The following is a 17,220-nucleotide window of genomic DNA, read 5'->3' as shown; positions in this document are numbered from 1 at the left end:
CGGGCACCAGCCACATCCGTGTCACGCGTCCCTCCCAGGTACGCCCGGCACCGCCGCCGGGCGAGGCGGACCCGGGTCAGTCGTCGACGGAGCCGAGCTCACGAACGGCGTCCGCGAAAGCGTCCCCGCGCTTGTTGTAGTTGGCGAACATGTCCATGGAGGCACAGGCCGGAGCCAGCAGCACCGTGTCGCCCGTGTGAGCGAGTTTCCGCGCCTCCTGAACCGCCGCGCGCATCGCCCCAGTGTCGGTCCGGTCGAGGTCGACGACGGGTACCTGCGGGGCGTGTCGCGCGAGGGCTTCCCGGATGAGCGCGCGGTCCGCGCCGATCAGCACGACACCCCGCAGCCGCTTCGCCGACTTGGCGACCAGTTCGTCGAAGGTCGCGCCCTTCGCGAGTCCGCCCGCGATCCACACGATCGACTCGTACGCCGCCAACGAGGCTTGCGCCGCATGCGTGTTGGTGGCCTTGGAGTCGTCGACCCAGGCGACCCCGTCCACGTCCGCGACGTGCGCGATGCGGTGGGCGTCCGGGGTGAACGCCCGCAGGCCGTCCCGTACGGCCCTGGCGGGCACGCCGTAGGCGCGGGCGAGGGCCGCGGCGGCGAGGGCGTTGGCGATGTTGTGCGGGGCCGGCGGATCGACGTCGGCGACCTCGGCGAGCTCCTGGGCGTTCTTCTGCCGGTTCTCGACGAAGGCGCGGTCGACCAGGATGCCTTCCACGACGCCGAGTTGGGACGGGCCGGGGGTGCCGAGGGTGAAGCCGACGGCCCGGCATCCCTCCTCGACGTCGGCCTCGCGGACCAGGTCCTCGGTGGCCTTGTCGGCCACGTTGTAGACGCAGGCGACGTGATTTCCCTCGTAGATGCGGCCCTTGTCGGCGGCGTAGGCCTCCATGGAGCCGTGCCAGTCGAGGTGGTCCGGGGCGAGGTTCAGCACGGCGGCCGAGTGGGCACGCAGGGAGGGCGCCCAGTGCAGCTGGTAGCTGGAGAGCTCCACGGCCAGCACGTCGTACCGCTCGTCGCCGAGGACCGCGTCCAGCAGGGAGACGCCGATGTTGCCGACGGCGGCCGTGCGCAGGCCGGCCGCCTTCAGGATCGAGGCCAGCATCTGCACGGTGGTGGTCTTGCCGTTGGTGCCGGTGACGGCGAGCCAGGGGGCGGCGTCGGGGCCGCGCAGGCGCCAGGCCAGTTCGACGTCGCCCCAGACGGGGACCCCCGCCTGCTCCGCCGCCGCGAACAGCGGCTTGTCCGGCTGCCAGCCGGGCGCGGTGACGATCAGCTCGGTGCCCTCCGGCAGGGAGGCGCCGTCGCCCAGGCGCACGGTGATCCCGAGCGCCTCCAGCTCGGCCGCCTGCGCCCGCGCGCGCTCGTCGGCGCCGTCGTTGACGACCGTGACGTGCGCGCCGAGGCCGAGCAGCACCTTGGCCGCCGGGACGCCGGAGACGCCCAGTCCGGCGACGGTGACGTGCTTGCCCTGGAAGTCGAAGGGCTCCGAGGAGGTCACTTGTCCGCTGCCCATCCTGCGTAGAAGAGGCCAAGTCCGACGATCACACAAATGCCCTGGATGATCCAGAAGCGGACCACGACGAGCACTTCGGACCAGCCCTTGAGTTCGAAGTGGTGCTGGAGTGGCGCCATCCGGAAGACACGCTTTCCGGTGAGGCGGAAGGAGCCGACCTGAATCACCACGGACATGGTGATCAGGACGAAGAGACCGCCGAGGATGGCCATCAGCAGCTCGGTGCGCGAGCAGATCGCGAGGCCGGCGAGCACACCGCCGAGCGCCAGCGAACCGGTGTCACCCATGAAGATCTTGGCCGGCGAGGTGTTCCACCACAGGAAGCCGAGGCAGGCGCCCATCAGCGCGGAGGCGACCACCGCGAGGTCGAGGGGGTCCCGCACCTCGTAGCAGGCGCCCGGGTTGGTCAGGGTCTGCGCGTTGGCGCAGGACTCCTGGAACTGCCAGACGCCGATGAAGGTGTAGGCGCCGAAGACGAGCACCGAGGCGCCGGTGGCGAGACCGTCCAGACCGTCGGTGAGGTTCACGCCGTTCGACATCGCAAGGATCATGAACAGCGCCCAGACCACGAACAGCACGGGGCCGATCGTCCAGCCGAAGTCCGTGATGAACGACAGTCTCGTGGAGGCCGGGGTGTTGCCGCGGTTGTCCGCGAACTGCAGCGACAGCACCGCGAAGCCGATGCCGACGATCAGCTGGCCGGCCATCTTGGCCTTGGCGCGCAGACCGAGCGAACGCCGCTTGACGATCTTGATGTAGTCGTCGAGGAAGCCGACCAGGCCCATGCCGACCATCAGGCCGAGCACCAGCAGGCCCGAGAAGGTCGGCGCCGCGTCGACGTCCGGGTCCAGATAGCCCGTGATCACCTTGGCCAGGAAGTACGCGGCGACCGTCGCCAGGATGAAGGCGATACCGCCCATGGTCGGCGTACCCCGCTTGCTGGCGTGCTCGCGCGGGCCGTCGTCGCGGATGTACTGGCCGTATCCCTTGCGCGCGAGCAGCTTGATCAGCAGCGGGGTGCCGACCAGCGTGAGAAAGAGACCAATGACTCCTGCGAACAGGATCTGCTTCATCATCGGGCGGAAACCTCACCCTCGGCACCGGTCTCGAGCAGCGCCTGCGCCACGCTCTCGAGCCCGACCGACCGGGACGCCTTCACGAGCACGACGTCCCCCGGGCGCAGCTCGCTGCGCAACAGGTCGACCGCCGCCTGTGCGTCGGACACGTGCACCGACTCCTCACCCCACGAACCCTCGTTATATGCGCCCAGTTGCAGCCAGGCGGCTTCCCTGCCACCGACCGCGACGAGCTTGCTGACGTTGAGCCGGACGGCGAGCCGTCCGACCGCGTCGTGCTCGGCGAGAGCCTCGTCCCCGAGCTCGGCCATCTTGCCGAGCACCGCCCACGTACGGCCCCCCTTCGCCCGTGAGGCCTCGCCGATGGCGACGAGCGCGCGCAGCGCGGCCTTCATGGACTCGGGGTTCGCGTTGTAGGCGTCGTTGACGACCGTCACGCCGTCCGGGCGCTCGGTGACCTCCATCCGCCAGCGGGAGAGGGAGCCCGCCTCGGAGAGCGCTACGGCGATCTCGTCAGCGGACATGCCCAACTCGTGGGCGACGGCGGCCGCGGCGAGCGCGTTCGACACGTGATGCTCACCGTACAGGCGCATGGTCACATCGCTTGCACCGGAGGGTGTGTGAAGCCTGAACGCGGGCTGTCCGGTGTCCGTGAGTCGCACGTTCTCGGCGGACACGTCCGCTTCGCCGGACTCTCCGAAAAAGAGCACCTTCGCCTTCGTACGGGTGGCCATGGCCCGCACGTAGGGATCGTCCGCGTTGAGGATCGCGGTGCCGCCCTCGGCCTCGGACGGCAGAGCCTCGACGAGTTCGCCCTTGGCCTGCGCGATCTGCTCGCGACCGCCGAACTCCCCGATGTGGGCGCTGCCGACGTTGAGGACGAGACCGACCTTCGGGGGCGTCAGGCCGGCGAGGTAGCGGATGTGCCCGATGCCGCGGGCGCCCATCTCGAGGACGAGGAACCTGGTCTCCTCGGTGGCGCTGAGCGCGGTCAGCGGCAGCCCGATCTCGTTGTTGAGCGAGCCGGGAGTGAACACCGTGGGGGCCTTGCGCCGGAGCACCTGCGCGATGAGGTCCTTGGTGCTGGTCTTGCCGGCCGAACCGGTGAGGGCGACGAGGGTGGCACCGAGACGCCGTACGACGTGCCGCGCGAGGGCGCCGAGCGCGCTCTGGACGTCGTCCACGACGATCGCGGGCACGCCGACCGGCCGGGTGCCGAGCACGGCCACCGCTCCGGACTCGACGACCGCCGCCGCGAAGTCGTGGCCGTCCACGCGCTCCCCGGCGAAGGCGACGAAGAGGCTGCCGGGCACCGCCTCCCGGGAGTCCCGAACGACCGGTCCGGTGACCTGGACGGACGGATCCGGTATGTCGTGCGTCTGCCCGCCGACGACTTCTGCGATCTCGGCGAGGGAGAGGGCGATCACAAGTTCATCCCCTGGGTCTTCTGGATTTTCATCCCTGGGTCTTCTGGATGGCTTCGCGGAGCACCTGGCGGTCGTCGAAGGGACGGACCACCCCGGCGATGTCCTGGCCCTGCTCGTGTCCCTTGCCCGCGACCAGCACGGTGTCGCCGGGTTCGGCGCGGGCGACGGCCGCGGCGATCGCGGCGGCCCGGTCCTCGAAGACCTGCACCTCGCCGCGCTCGTGCGCGGGCACGGACGCCGCGCCCTGGAGCATCGTGGCGAGGATCGCGAGGGGGTCCTCGGAGCGGGGGTTGTCGGAGGTCAGTGTGGCGGTGTCGGCGAGCCGCGCGGCGGCGGCGCCCATGGGTTCGCGCTTGGTCTTGTCCCGGTCGCCACCGCAGCCGAGGACGATGTGCAGCCTGCCCTCGGTGACCTTGCGCAGGGCGCGCAGCACCGACTCGACGGCGTCGGTCTTGTGCGCGTAGTCCACGACCGCGAGGTAGGGCTGCCCGGCGTCCACGCGCTCCAGGCGGCCCGGGACGCCCGGGACGGCGGCGACACCGTCTGCGGCGGCCTGCGGGTCGAGGCCGGCGACGGCGAGGGCGACGATGGCGGCCAGGGTGTTGGCCACGTTGAAGGGCCCGGGAAGCGGCGACTTGGCGTCGATCCGCTCGCCCTTGGGGCCGACGACGGTGAACGTCGAGTCGAGCCGGCCGACCTGGACGTTCTCGGCACGCCAGTCGGCGTCGGGGTGGCCCTCGGCGGAGTAGGTGACGACCGGGACGGTGGCCTCCTTCGCCAGCCTGCGGCCGTACTCGTCGTCGACGTTGACCACGCCGAGCTTGCCCCGTTTCGGGGTGAACAGCTGCGCCTTCGCCTGGAAGTAGTCCTCCATGTCGGAGTGGAACTCCATGTGCTCCGGGCTGAGGTTGGTGAAGACGCCGATGTCGAAGACGCAGCCGTCGACCCGACCGAGGACCAGGGCGTGGCTGGAGACCTCCATGGCGACCGCGTCGACGCCGCGTTCGCGCATGACGGCGAACAGGGCCTGGAGGTCGGTGGCCTCGGGGGTGGTGCGCTCGGACTTGATGCGCTCGTCGCCGATGCGCATCTCGACCGTGCCGATCAGGCCGGTGGACCTGACGGTCTTCAGGCCGCCCTCGACGAGGTAGGCGGTGGTGGTCTTGCCGGAGGTGCCGGTGATGCCGATCTGCAGCAGATCCCGGCCGGGGTGGCCGTAGATCGTGGCGGCCAGCTCGCCCATCCGCCCGCGCGGGTCGTCGACGACCAGGACCGGCAGACCGGACGCGGCGGCGCGCTCGGCGCCGGTGGGGTCGGTCAGCACGGCGGCCGCGCCGAGGCCCGCGGCCTGGTTGACGAAGTCGGCGCCGTGCAGCCGGGCACCGGGGAGGGCGGCGTACAGGTCGCCGGGGCGCACGGCACGGGAGTCATGGGTGATGCCCGTGACCCCGGGGCTGCTCTCCGGCGCGGAAGCACCCAGCTGACCGGCTAGTTCCGCGAGGGGTGTGGCGGAGACCTGCACCGGCCTGGGCGGCCCGGGGTATGTCACGGGATGGCCCTTCTGGGTGGTTTGGGACTGATCAGCGTGTGGCACGGCGGTGAGCGTACCGGGCGTACCCGCCTCCGGGCGAAGTGAGGGGCTGGGGCTGCCCTGGTTCCCGGGCTCGGGGGTGATCGTTGTCACGGAGGCGGTCCTGGTGGCTCGGTGGGGCTGGGTCTGATCAGGGTGCGTCGGCGCTGGTCACCGCTTGAAGGAGACGGGCAGCTTCGCGGGCTTGGCGCCGGTCGGCGGGACTTGGAGGGACTTCAGTGCGAACTCCATGACCTTCTTGTAGACGGGTCCGCAGATCTGGCCGCCGAAGTAGCTGCCCCGCGTGGCGTTCTGAATGGCGCAGTAGACGGTGACGCGGGGCTTGTCGGCGGGCGCGAATCCGGCGAACGACGAGGTGTAGCCGTGGTACTTGCCGGTGGCCGGATCCACACGGTTGGCGGTACCCGTCTTGCCCGCGACGCGGTACCCCGGGATGCGCGCCTTGGTGCCCGTGCCCTCCTCGTCGTCCACGACGGACTCCAGCATCTGGGCGAGGGTCTTCGCCGTCTTGGCGCTGACGACCCGGTTCTTCGCGGGCTTCGGGGCGGGGGTGAAGCTCCCGTCGGGGCCCTTGGTGCCGCGCACGAGGGTGGGTTCGACGCGGACGCCGCCGTTGGCGATGGTCGAGTACACGGAGGCCGCCTGCAGGGCGTTGAGGGAGACGCCCTGGCCGAAAGGGATCGTGTACTGCTGCGAGGTGGACCACTTGTCGGGCGGGGCGAGGATGCCCTTGGTCTCGCCGGGGAAGCCGAGCCCCGTGTAGCTGCCGAGGCCGAACTTGCGCAGGTAGTCGTAGAGGACCTTGTTGGCCTGGGCCTGGGTCCTGCCGAGCTGGCCGGTGGCGAGGATGGTGCCGATGTTGCTGGACTTGGCGAGGACGCCGTTCAGGGTCAGGTACCAGGTCGGGTGGTCGATGTCGTCCTTGAAGAGCCGGTCGCCGCGGTGCAGCCGGTTGGGCACCACCACGTGGGTTCCCGGTGTGGCCGCGTTCTCCTGGAGGACGGCCGCCATCGACATGACCTTGGCGGTGGAACCTGGCTCGAAGGCGTCCTGGAGGGCGGCGTTGCCGAGGGCTGCCGGGTCGGCGTCGGACAGGTCGTTCGGGTCGAAGCCGGGCGAGTTGGCCATGGCGAGGATCTGCCCGGTGCGCGTGTCCTGGACGATGACGTAACCGCGGTCGGCCGCGGATTCCTTCACCTGGTCGCTGATGGCGTTCTGGGCGGCCCACTGGATGTCGCGGTCGATGGTGAGCTCGACGTCGCTGCCGGGGACGGCGGGTGTCTCGGTGGAGCCCGCGGTGGGCACGAGACGGCCCCCGGACTGGGCGTAGCGGATCTTGCCGTCCTTGCCGGCGAGCTGCTTGTTCAGCTGCAGCTCGATACCGCCGCCGGGCTTGCCCTCGGCGTTGACCCAGCCCAGTATCCCGGCGGCGAGGTCACCGTTGGGGTACACACGCTTGCTTGTGGCGACGGAGAAGACGCCCGACAGGACGTTGGGCGTGGACTTGTCCGTCTCCGCCTTCTTGGCGAGCGCCGACTTGAGGTCCTTGATCTGCTTCCAGACCTGCGGGGTCTGGCGGGAGGCCAGCTTGACGTAGCGCAGGGCCGTGTTCTTCGGCCGCAGCTTCTCGACCAGGCTGTCCTGCTCCTGGCCGAGGATCGGCGCGAGGAGGGCGGCCGCCTGCTCGGGGCCGTCATCGATCTTCAGCTGGCGGGGAGCGAACATCGTGGGGTCGGCGGTGATGTCGTAGGCGTCCTCACTGGTCGCGAGGGCCACTCCGGACCGGTCGGTGATCTCGCCCCGGTCCGCGGCGAGGATCTGCCCGACGTAGCGGTTCTGCTCAGCCTTGGCGGCGTACGTGCTCGCGTCGACGGCCTGCACCTGGAACAGCCGTACGACGAAGGCGGCCAGGACCAGGGTCAGCGCGAGTCCGACCAGGCGCAGGCGGGGGCGGGGGCTGCCGAGCCTCAGCGGCTTGGGCGGCGCCGCAGGGCGGCCCTGCCCCGGCCGCCGGGCCGGACGGGCACCGGGGCCGGGGCGGCGCCGGGCGTCGGGGCGAGCGGGCCTGGCGGGGGCGGGCACGCGGCGACGCGGCGGTTGCCTGTCGGACACTTCCGTCACCTGCCGGGGGTCGGGGCGGGGCCGTTGGGCATGGCCTCGGGGGCGAGGACCAGGGGCGTGTACGCGGAGGTCTGCCCGGCGCCGGTGGCGACGCCGGGGACACCCTTGACCGTGCCGTCGGGAGCGAGGAAGGCGGGATCGCCCCCGGGCACCATGCCGAGCTCGCGGGCGCGGCGCTGGAGGGCATCAGGGGCGGAGTAGGCGTCGATGTCCCGCTGGAGGGCCTGCTCCTCGTCGGTGAGGTTCTTGGTCTCGCGCTGGAGGTCGTCGAGTTCGAACGCGCCCTCGCTGAGGGCCGAGTTCAGCACCAGGAGGCAGATGAGACCGCCGCCGAGCAGGAGGACGACCAGGAGGACGAAGGGCGTGCGGGCCGCCTGCCCGGGGCCGGTCGGGAGGAGCCGCGCGAGGCGGGCCGCCCTCCCCTTCAGTTCGGGTTTGCCGCTCACGCACGCTCCCTCGGTCCGGCCTGCACACGCCTCACTCGACGTCCTCCCTGATGCGCTGGGCTCCGCGCAGCCGCGCGGGTGCCGCCCGCCGGTTCTCGGCGATCTCCTCTTCCGTGGGGAGTTCGGCACCGCGCGTGAGCAGCTTGAGCCGCGGCTGGTAGCGCTCGGGGACGACGGGCAGCCCGGGTGGCGCGGTGGTGGCCGCGCCCGCCGCGAAGACCTGCTTGACCAGCCGGTCCTCCAGCGAGTGGTACGACAGCACCGCGATCCGCCCGCCCACGTCGAGTGCCTTGACTGCGGCGGGGATCGCGCGCTCCAGCACGGAGAGCTCGCCGTTGACCTCGATGCGCAGGGCCTGGAAGGTGCGCTTGGCCGGGTTGCCGCCGGTGCGCTTGGCGGCCTGCGGCAGGGCGTCGCGGATCAGCTCGACCAGCCGCGCGCTGTTGGTGAACGGCTCCCTCGCCCGCTCGCGCACGATCGCGCTCACGATCCGCTTGGCCTGCTTCTCCTCGCCGTACGCCCGGAGGATGCGGACCAGTTCGCCCGGCGGGTAGGTGTTGAGGACCTCGGCGGCGCTGACGCCGGTCGTCTGGTCCATGCGCATGTCGAGCGGGGCGTCCTGGGCGTAGGCGAAGCCGCGGTCGGCCTCGTCGAGCTGCATGGAGGAGACACCCAGGTCGAACAGGACGCCCTGCACGCGCGCGATGCCGAGCCTGTCCAGCACCTCGGGGAGCTCGTCGTAGACGGCGTGGACGAGGGCCGCGCGCTCGCCGTGAGGGGCGAGGCGCTCGCCGGACAGCCGCAGGGCCTCCTTGTCGCGGTCGAGCGCGACGAGCCGGACGCCGGGGAACCGCTCGAGGAGCGCCTCGCTGTGGCCGCCGAGGCCGAGGGTGCAGTCGACGACCACGGCGTCCGGGCCCTCCAGGGCGGGTGCCAGCAGGTCCAGGCACCGCTGGAGCATCACCGGGACGTGTCGACTCTCTCCCTCCCGTCGCCCACCACCACCCTTGATCGAATGCGCTTCGCGCCCCATTTATCCTGGGCCCTCTCAGATCCGGCGCGGCCGTCCGCACCACCGGGTCCCCGCCCGCTGGTGAACATGAGGCCCGCCGGCGCCGGAAGCGTCAGCCGACCGGGAGCGGGAGGAGGCCGAGCCGTACGTACGCGCCGCGCACGCGGGGAGACCACCGGTCGTCGCCGGGGTCCTGTGAAGAACATCAGTCCAGCGGGGAGAGTCTCGCCTCCCGCTTCGCGTCACTTTAGTCCACCCTGTCGCCCGGTCAATCAACCGGCCTGCGCGTCGCCGCCGTTCGCGCCGGGGCCGGGGGCACCCTTGTGGGTTTCCTCACACACCTCACTCGACGGCATTCTTTGTTCACTTCCACAGGAGGCCTGGACGGGGTGTGACCAGTAACGTCACACCCATGACGACTTCTGCATCGGTTCCCACAGGTTCGGAGAGCGCCATCAAGGCCGACGGCACGGTCACCGACCGTCTCGTGGAGGCCAACGCCCGGTACGCGGACGCCTTCACCGACCCGGGGATGGACGCCCGGCCCGTGCTGCACGTCGCCGTCGTGGCCTGCATGGACGCCCGTCTCGACCTGCACGCGGCACTCGGCCTGGAGCTGGGCGACTGCCACACGATCCGCAACGCGGGCGGTGTCGTCACCGACGACGTGATCCGCTCCCTCACCATCAGCCAGCGCAAGCTCGGCACCCGCAGTGTGGTGCTCATCCACCACACCGGCTGCGGCCTGGAGAGCCTCACGGAGGACTTCCGCAACGAGCTGGAGGCCGAGGTCGGCCAGCGCCCGGCGTGGGCCGTGGAGTCCTTCCGGGACGTCGACCAGGACGTGCGGCAGTCGATGCAGCGCGTGCGCACCTCGCCGTTCGTGCCGCACACCGACGACGTGCGCGGATTCGTGTTCGACGTGAAGACCGGCCTGCTGCGGGAGGTCGACCCGGTCGCCTGATGCCCGCCCGCCGACCTGGGCGCCGCCGGGCCCGCCCGCCCCGGAGGACCACCTGCTGTAGCTGTCGAAAGCCTGTCAGTCACGTGTTCGAATGATCGTAAGACCGACATATCGCGGCCAGTTGTCCACAGTCGAGTGACACGAATCGGTAACGGCAGCAAGAATGCGGGAGTGACGTCGCGCGGAACGATTCCGGCGTGGTGTCCGTGGTCGGGGTGGGCCGGCCCGCGTCATGCGGAGTCGGCCCGGGAAAATGGGGTATCCCGTGCTCCCCGGGAGCGCGGGAAAGGCCGAGGAGGGCCGGGTGACGACCTATGACGATCGAGCGAGCCTCACTGATCTGACCGCCGTGGTGGAGCGCGTGCGGGAGTCGGTGGAAGGCGTGATCGAGGGCAAGCCCGAGGTCGTACGGCTCTCGCTGACCGTGCTGCTGGCCGAGGGACATCTGCTGATCGAGGACGTCCCGGGTGTCGGCAAGACGATGCTGGCCAAGGCGCTGGCGCGGTCCATCGACTGCTCGGTGCGGCGCATCCAGTTCACACCGGACCTGCTGCCGTCGGACATCACCGGTGTGTCCATCTGGGACCAGCAGCGCCGTGACTTCGAGTTCAAGCCGGGTGCGATCTTCGCGCAGGTGGTGATCGGCGACGAGATCAACCGCGCCTCGCCCAAGACGCAGTCGGCGCTCCTGGAGTCGATGGAGGAGCGCCAGGTCACCATCGACGGCAAGACCTACGAGCTGCCCAGCCCCTTCATGGTGGTGGCGACGCAGAACCCGGTCGAGATGGAGGGCACCTATCCGCTGCCGGAGGCCCAGCGCGACCGCTTCATGGCCCGGGTATCGGTGGGCTACCCGAGCGCGGAGGCCGAGCTGCGGATGCTGGACGTCCACGGCGGCGTCTCGCCGCTGGAGGACCTCCAGCCGGTGGCCCACGCGCACGAGATCCTGAAGCTGATCGAGGCGGTGCGCGGTGTGCACGTCGCGGAGCCGGTCCGGCGCTATGCGGTCGACCTGGTCGGCGCCACGCGCACGCACCCCGACCTGAGACTGGGCGCCTCCCCGCGCGCGACGCTGCACCTGCTGCGCGCGGCGAAGGCGTCCGCCGCCCTCAGCGGCCGGGAGTACGCGCTGCCGGACGACGTGCAGGCCCTCGCCGTCGCCGTCCTGGCCCACCGCCTGCTGCCCACCGCCCAGGCCCAGCTCAACCGGCGCACCGCCGAGCAGGTCGTCGAGGAGATCCTGCAGCGCACGCCCGTACCGGCGGCGCCGCCGCAGCAGAGCGGCTTCGGCGGCCTCGGCCGTCCGGCGCCGGCGTATCCCCAGCAGCCGCCGCGGAGGCTGTGATGACCACCGCGGGGACGGGGCACGCGGAAGCCGACCGGGGCGAGAAGGGCGGCATCCGCACCGCCCTGGCCGGTCTGACCACCCGCGGACGCTCCTTCCTGGCCGCCGGCGTCGCGGCCGCCGTCTGTTCGTACGTGCTGGGGCAGAGCGACCTGCTGCGCGTGGGTCTGCTGCTGGCGGTGCTGCCGCTGGTGTGCGCGGCGGTGCTGTACCGCACGCGCTACCGGGTCGCGGGCAGCCGCCGCCTCTCCCCCGCGCGCGTGCCGGCCGGCAGCGAGGCCCGGGTCCATCTGCGGATGGACAACGTCTCGCGGCTGCCCACGGGCCTGCTGATGCTCCAGGACCGGGTGCCGTACGTGCTCGGTCCCCGGCCCCGTTTCGTGCTCGACCGGGTGGAGGCGGGCGGCCGGCGCGAGGTGTCCTACCGGGTGCGCTCCGACCTGCGCGGCCGCTACCCGCTGGGCCCGCTCCAGCTGCGCCTGACCGACCCGTTCGGCATGTGCGAGCTGACCCGCTCCTTCTCGGCGCACGACACTCTCACGGTCATCCCGCGGGTGGAGCCGCTGACGCCGGTGCGCCTCAGCGGCGAGGCGAAGGGGTACGGCGACGGGCGGCAGCGTTCGCTCGCGCTGGCCGGCGAGGACGACGTGATCCCGCGCGGCTACCGCTACGGCGACGATCTGCGCCGGGTGCACTGGCGCTCCACCGCCCGCTACGGCGAGCTGATGGTGCGCCGCGAGGAGCAGCCCCAGCGCGCCCGCTGCACGGTGCTGCTCGACACCCGGGGCATCGCCTACCAGGGCGCGGGTCCGGACTCGGGCTTCGAGTGGGCCGTGTCGGGCGCCGCGTCGGTGCTGGTGCACATGCTCGAACGCGGCTACTCGGTGCGGCTGCTGACGGACACCGGAAACGCGGTGCCCGGTGAGGGCGGGGACGGCTTCGCGGGCGCGAGCCAGGAGTCGGCCGACGCGGCCGGCCTGATGATGGACACCCTCGCGGTGATCGACCACTCGGACGGCGCGGGCCTGTCCCGGGCCTACGACGTGCTGCGCGGCGGGAACGAAGGGCTCCTCGTGGCCTTCCTCGGCGACCTGGACGAGGAGCAGGCGGCCGTGCTGGGCCGGATGCGGCAGCGCAGCCCGGGCGCGGTCGCCTTCGTGCTGGACAGCGACACCTGGGTGCGGGAACCGGGCGACGTGCCCGGCCCGTTGGACAGGAGCGGCGACCGGCTGCACATGTTGCGCCAGGCGGGGTGGACGGCCCTGCGCGTACCGCGGGGCGCCTCCGTGGACGAGCTGTGGCGCCAGGCGGACCGGGAGCGCAAGGGCTTGGCCGCCGCGAGCGGCGGGGAGGGACCGTGATGAGCGGGCGGGTACGACTGACGCTGGGGGCGTGGACGGCCACGCTGATGGCCGCGTGTGCCCTGCTGCCTCTGGTCAGGCCGGCCACGTGGATCGTGCAGGCGGCCTTCCTGCTGGCCCTGCAGTCGGGCGTGGGCGCCCTCGGCCGCAGGGTGCCGCTGCCCCGGCCGCTGACGGTGGCGGCGCAGGCCGTGGTCACCGTGATGCTGCTGACCTTCGTCTTCGCCCGTGGCCAGGCCCTGGCCGGGCTGATCCCGGGACCGCGGGCCGTTGACCGCTTCGCGCTGCTGCTCCAGCAGGGCGGGGACGACGTCGCGCGGTACGCGATCCCGGCACCGCTGGAGTCCGACGGCATCCGCCTGATGCTCATAGGCGGGGTCCTGATCATCGGCCTGCTGGTGGACGCCCTGGCGGTGACCTTCCGCAGCGCCGCCCCGGCCGGGCTGCCCCTGCTCGCGCTGTACTCCGTGGCCGCGGGGCTGTCCGACGGGGGCACGGACTGGCTGTGGTTCCTGGTGGCGGCGGCCGGCTATCTCATGCTGCTCCTGGCCGAGGGCCGGGACCGGCTCTCCCAGTGGGGCCGGGTCTTCGGCGGTGCTCCGCGCACGGCCGGCGGGGAACCGAACGGCGCCCTCGCCCCGGTCCGCACCGGCCGGCGCATCGGTGTGGTCGCGCTGGGCATCGCGTTGGTGGTGCCGCTGGGCCTGCCCGCGATGAACGGCGGCCTGCTGGACTCCGTGGGAGCGGGCGCGGGCGGCGGTCCCGGCGGCGGGGGCACCATCTCCGCCGTGAACCCGCTGGTGTCGCTGCGGGACAGCCTGAACGCGGACGAGGACCAGCAGGTGCTGTCCGTGCGGACCAAGATGGAAGACGTCTCGGACCTGTATCTGCGGATCGTGTCCCTGGACGACTTCGACGGCACCACGTGGAAGCCGTCCCGGCGGTCCATCACCGCCGTGCCCGACGGCACGTTCCCGGCCCCGGTCGGCCTCAGCCCGGACGTCAAGCGCACCGAGGTCGACACCACGATCAGCGCGGCCGACTGGTACGCCCAGGACTGGCTGCCCATGCCCTACCCGCCGAGCGACGTGCGCATCAGCGGCAACTGGCGGTACGAGCCGCTGGGCATGACGCTGGTCGGCGATCACGGGCAGAACACGCGAGGCCTGACGTACCAGGTCACGAGCCTGGATGTGCAGCCGACGGCAAAGCAGCTGGCCTCGGCGGGGTCGCCGCCCGCGGACATCGAGCGCGACTTCACCGAGCTGCCCGACTCGCTGCCGTCGGTGGTCGGCCGCACCGCCCGCCAGGTCACCGCGGGGGCCGCGGACCCGTACGGCCAGGCGGTCAAGTTGCAGGACTGGTTCGCCGTGACGGGCGGCTTCGAGTACGACACACAGGTGCAGGTCGGCAGCGGCTCGCAGGCGATCGCCCGCTTCCTGAAGGACAAGCAGGGCTTCTGCGTGCACTTCTCCTTCGCGATGGCGGCGATGGCCCGCTCCCTGGGCATACCGGCCCGGGTCGCGGTGGGCTTCGCGCCCGGTTCCCCGCAGGCGGACGGTTCGGTGTCGGTGGGGCTGCGGGACGCGCACGCCTGGCCCGAGCTGTACTTCGAGGGTGTGGGCTGGACGCGTTTCGAGCCTACGCCGACCCGCGGTTCGATCCCCGCGTACACCGTGCCGGACAGCCCGGACAGTTCGGTGCCGGACGAGGTGCGTCCCTCGCGGTCGGCGTCCGCCGCGCCGTCCGCGGCGCCCTCGGCGAGCGAGACCTGCACGCCGGAGCAGAAGAAGCTGGACGGCGGCTGCGCGAGCGAGTCACCACAGGCGGCGCTGCCCACGGACGACGACGGACCGAAGTGGTACGCCTTCCTGCTGTGGGTCCTCGCCGGCCTCGCCGTCCTGGCGCTCCCCCTGGCGCCGATGCTGTGGCGGCTGCGGACGCGCACGGCACGGCTGGGGGGGCACGGCCGCAGTGAGGCGGACGCGGCGCTGCACACGCTGGCGGCCTGGCAGGAGCTGACCGACACGGCGTGGGACTTCGGCATCACGCCGGACGAGTCCCGGACCCCGCGCAAGGCGGCCGCCCGTATCGTCCGGCTGGGCGATCTCGACGCGACGGCCGCGGCATCGGTGCACCGGGTGGCGAACGCGGTGGAGCAGGTCCTGTACGCGCCCCACCCCCGTCCGACGGCGGGCCTCACGGACGACGTCCACCGAGTGACGGCGGGTCTCGGTGCGGCCGCCGGGCGTCCGGCCAGGGCCCGCGCGCTGCTGGCTCCCCGCTCCACCGTTCGTGTGGTGTGGGCGGCGTCGGCCTGGTGGACGAGGGTCCGGGAACGCGCCGTGGCGCTGCGGCCGACGTGGCGAAAGGCGTCGGGCCAGCAGGGCTGAGGAGAGGCTTGATCGGCCCGGGCCGGTCGGTGCGGGTGCGCCGGCCTTGCCGTGTCCGGAGCCGGCCGGCGCGGTGCGGCGACCCTGCGCACACCTTGGGCGTGCACACGCATACGTCAGGGGGTGACCACCGAGTCGGTGGTCACCCCCTGACATACGTATTCACGTAGGCCTGGAGAGGCTGCGCGGAGGGCTAATGGCCGCCCTGCTCGTCGCGGCGCTTCTGCCAGCGCTGCTCGATGCGGTCCATCATGGAGCGGCGCTGCCGACCCTGCCGGCGGGCGTGGGGTCCGGCGGCACCGGCCGCCTGTTCGCCCGGCTTGGGTGCCTTGCGCCAGCCGGTCACGGCCAGCACCGCACAACCCAGCATGACGAGGAAGCCCACGACACTGAGCCAGACCTGCTTGGCGACCATTCCGGCCATGAGGAGCGCGATACCTACGAGGAAGCCCGCGACCGCCTGGTAGACCCGTCGCCGGGTGTACGTGCGCAGCCCGCTTCCCTCAAGCGCTGTCGCGAACTTGGGATCTTCGGCGTACAGCGCTCGCTCCATCTGCTCGAGCATGCGCTGCTCGTGCTCCGAGAGCGGCACGGAGTCCTCCTCATCGTGCAGTCGCCGGGGCGACCCGGGGGGTCTCTTCAGGATAGGCAGGGAATCGCCCCCGTGAAACCCGCCCCTCTGCGCCAATTGACCAACCGGAACCCGCCATGGGCGTCCGACTCGCTGAGGCTTCCATTCCCCGGCGGCCGACCCGTCATGCCGGAACGGTCTCCCTCGATCATACGGCGCGCCGCCCCCATTCGGGGGGCCTGTGGCGTACTCCATGCGCAGCCAAGCCGCTGATCAGCGGTGGTGCCTCACGAAGTGGCTCAGGCCTCGACCGCCCCATCGGTCTCGCCGGCCCCACTGTTCTCGACAGCCCCGGCGGTCTCACCCAGCACATGCAGCTGCGTGGCCACCGAGTGGAAGGCGGGGAGCTCGGCCGCGGCCTCCTCCAGCTTCAGCAGCGCTTCCAGGGCGCCGGGCTCGGTGTCCACGAGGACACCGGGCACGAGGTCGGCGAAGACCCGCACCCCGTGCACGGCCCCGATGCGCAGGCCCGCGCCCTCGACCAGTCCGGTGAGCTGCTCGGCGGTGAAGCGGCGCGGCACGGGGTCACCCGTGCCCCATCGTCCGTTCGGGTCGTCGAGCGCCTGCCGGGCCTCCTTGAAGTGCCCGGCCAGGGCCCGGGCCAGTACGGCACCGCCGAGGCCGGCGGCGAGCAGGCTGAGGACGCCCTCCGGGCGCAGGGCCGCCACCGCGTTGCGGACGCCTTCGGCCGGGTCGTCGACGTACTCCAGGACGCCGTGGCACAGCACCGCGTCGTAGCCGCCGCGCTCGGCCACGTCGAAGAGGCCGTGGGCGTCGCCCTGGACTCCCTTGACCCGGTCGGCGACGCCGGCCTCGGCGGCGCGGCGCTCCAGGGCGAACAGCGCGTTGGGGCTGGGGTCGACGACGGTGACCCGGTGGCCGAGGCGGGCGACGGGCACCGCGAAGTTGCCGCTGCCGCCTCCGGTGTCGAGGACGTCCAGCGACTCCCGACCCGTGGCCTTGACGCGGCGGTCCAGGGCGTCCTGGAGGACCTCCCAGACCACGGCGGTACGGAGTGAGGCGCGGGGGCGCATCGGGTCCGACACGGCAGTTGACTCCTCGGCGCGGCGCCGCCTCTTGCACGGCGGCGCGAACGGGGCGTCTCCCCCGGCCCCGCGTCATGGGGAGGGAAGACTTCAGGCGTCCCCCACCCTATTGCCTCGGCCGTGGCGTCCGGATGACCCGGTGCAGGGACGGCCCACGGGTCAGATGCGGCCGCGCCACGGGCGCACTCGGACCACCCATACCGGGTCGGTCAGCGGGCACCGCGGAAAGGGATCCGTCCGGAGCGGCACCACGACCATCGGATGCGCCGCAGCCCACACCCGGTCGTC

At 72.1% G+C, this 17,220-nt stretch carries 13 protein-coding genes; 4 read left to right on the top strand and 9 right to left on the bottom strand.

Annotated elements, in window-relative coordinates; translation table 11 throughout:
- Positions 1-76: 76 nt before the first annotated feature.
- The 7 genes from murD to rsmH all read right to left on the bottom strand — a co-directional run bounded on the left by murD (position 77) and on the right by rsmH (position 9,213).
- Positions 77-1,519, bottom strand: a complete 1,443-nt coding sequence (gene murD / locus ACIQHQ_RS04840) for a UDP-N-acetylmuramoyl-L-alanine--D-glutamate ligase (RefSeq protein ID WP_402610090.1) — start codon at positions 1,517-1,519, stop codon at positions 77-79.
- Complete coding sequence (gene mraY / locus ACIQHQ_RS04835; RefSeq protein ID WP_399410576.1) at positions 1,501-2,592, bottom strand: phospho-N-acetylmuramoyl-pentapeptide-transferase; 1,092 nt, start codon at positions 2,590-2,592, stop codon at positions 1,501-1,503. The genes murD and mraY overlap by 19 nt, the downstream gene beginning before the upstream one ends.
- Positions 2,592-4,022, bottom strand: a complete 1,431-nt coding sequence (gene murF, locus ACIQHQ_RS04830) for a UDP-N-acetylmuramoyl-tripeptide--D-alanyl-D-alanine ligase (RefSeq protein WP_402610088.1) — start codon at positions 4,020-4,022, stop codon at positions 2,592-2,594. The genes mraY and murF overlap by 1 nt, the downstream gene beginning before the upstream one ends.
- A 28-nt stretch (positions 4,023-4,050) precedes the next feature.
- The gene (locus tag ACIQHQ_RS04825) at positions 4,051-5,571 is read right to left on the bottom strand and encodes a UDP-N-acetylmuramoyl-L-alanyl-D-glutamate--2,6-diaminopimelate ligase (protein WP_402610086.1); all 1,521 of its coding nucleotides are present in this window, start codon (positions 5,569-5,571) and stop codon (positions 4,051-4,053) included.
- 192 nt (positions 5,572-5,763) lie between these two features.
- On the bottom strand, positions 5,764-7,725 hold the full coding sequence (locus tag ACIQHQ_RS04820) for a peptidoglycan D,D-transpeptidase FtsI family protein (RefSeq protein ID WP_402610084.1): 1,962 nt from the start codon (positions 7,723-7,725) through the stop codon (positions 5,764-5,766).
- A 5-nt stretch (positions 7,726-7,730) separates the two neighbouring features.
- Entirely contained in the window at positions 7,731-8,180 is a 450-nt protein-coding gene (locus ACIQHQ_RS04815) for a septum formation initiator family protein (protein ID WP_402610082.1), read from the bottom strand.
- A gap of 31 nt (positions 8,181-8,211) precedes the next feature.
- Positions 8,212-9,213 (bottom strand): 16S rRNA (cytosine(1402)-N(4))-methyltransferase RsmH, encoded by a 1,002-nt coding sequence (gene rsmH / locus ACIQHQ_RS04810; protein WP_402610080.1) that lies wholly within the window; start codon positions 9,211-9,213, stop codon positions 8,212-8,214.
- Positions 9,214-9,604: 391 nt separating this feature from the next.
- On the opposite strand from rsmH, the gene ACIQHQ_RS04805 reads away from it, so the two are divergent.
- The 4 genes from ACIQHQ_RS04805 (at position 9,605) to ACIQHQ_RS04790 (ending at position 15,255) form a co-directional block, all read left to right on the top strand.
- Complete coding sequence (locus ACIQHQ_RS04805; RefSeq protein ID WP_402610078.1) at positions 9,605-10,156, top strand: beta-class carbonic anhydrase; 552 nt, start codon at positions 9,605-9,607, stop codon at positions 10,154-10,156.
- Positions 10,157-10,460: 304 nt separating this feature from the next.
- Positions 10,461-11,501, top strand: coding sequence for an AAA family ATPase (locus ACIQHQ_RS04800; protein ID WP_402610076.1), 1,041 nt, complete (start codon positions 10,461-10,463; stop codon positions 11,499-11,501).
- On the top strand, positions 11,501-12,862 hold the full coding sequence (locus ACIQHQ_RS04795) for a DUF58 domain-containing protein (protein WP_402610075.1): 1,362 nt from the start codon (positions 11,501-11,503) through the stop codon (positions 12,860-12,862). Before ACIQHQ_RS04800 ends, ACIQHQ_RS04795 begins: the two co-directional genes overlap by 1 nt.
- Positions 12,862-15,255 (top strand): DUF3488 and DUF4129 domain-containing transglutaminase family protein, encoded by a 2,394-nt coding sequence (locus ACIQHQ_RS04790; protein ID WP_402610073.1) that lies wholly within the window; start codon positions 12,862-12,864, stop codon positions 15,253-15,255. The genes ACIQHQ_RS04795 and ACIQHQ_RS04790 overlap by 1 nt, the downstream gene beginning before the upstream one ends.
- Before the next feature lie 193 nt (positions 15,256-15,448).
- Here ACIQHQ_RS04790 and ACIQHQ_RS04785 read toward each other — a convergent pair whose 3' ends face one another.
- Together ACIQHQ_RS04785 and ACIQHQ_RS04780 are read right to left on the bottom strand one after the other, a co-directional pair.
- Positions 15,449-15,847, bottom strand: coding sequence for a DUF3040 domain-containing protein (locus ACIQHQ_RS04785; protein ID WP_402610071.1), 399 nt, complete (start codon positions 15,845-15,847; stop codon positions 15,449-15,451).
- Positions 15,848-16,125: 278 nt separating this feature from the next.
- Positions 16,126-16,932, bottom strand: a complete 807-nt coding sequence (locus tag ACIQHQ_RS04780) for a methyltransferase (RefSeq protein WP_402610069.1) — start codon at positions 16,930-16,932, stop codon at positions 16,126-16,128.
- Positions 16,933-17,220 lie beyond the last annotated feature (288 nt).

Origin of the sequence: Streptomyces sp. NPDC092370 (assembly GCF_044755265.1) — a bacterium.
Classification (GTDB): domain Bacteria; phylum Actinomycetota; class Actinomycetes; order Streptomycetales; family Streptomycetaceae; genus Streptomyces.
The sequence above is the reverse complement of the archived record's forward strand: the minus strand, read 5'-3'. Positions and strand labels throughout refer to the sequence as shown.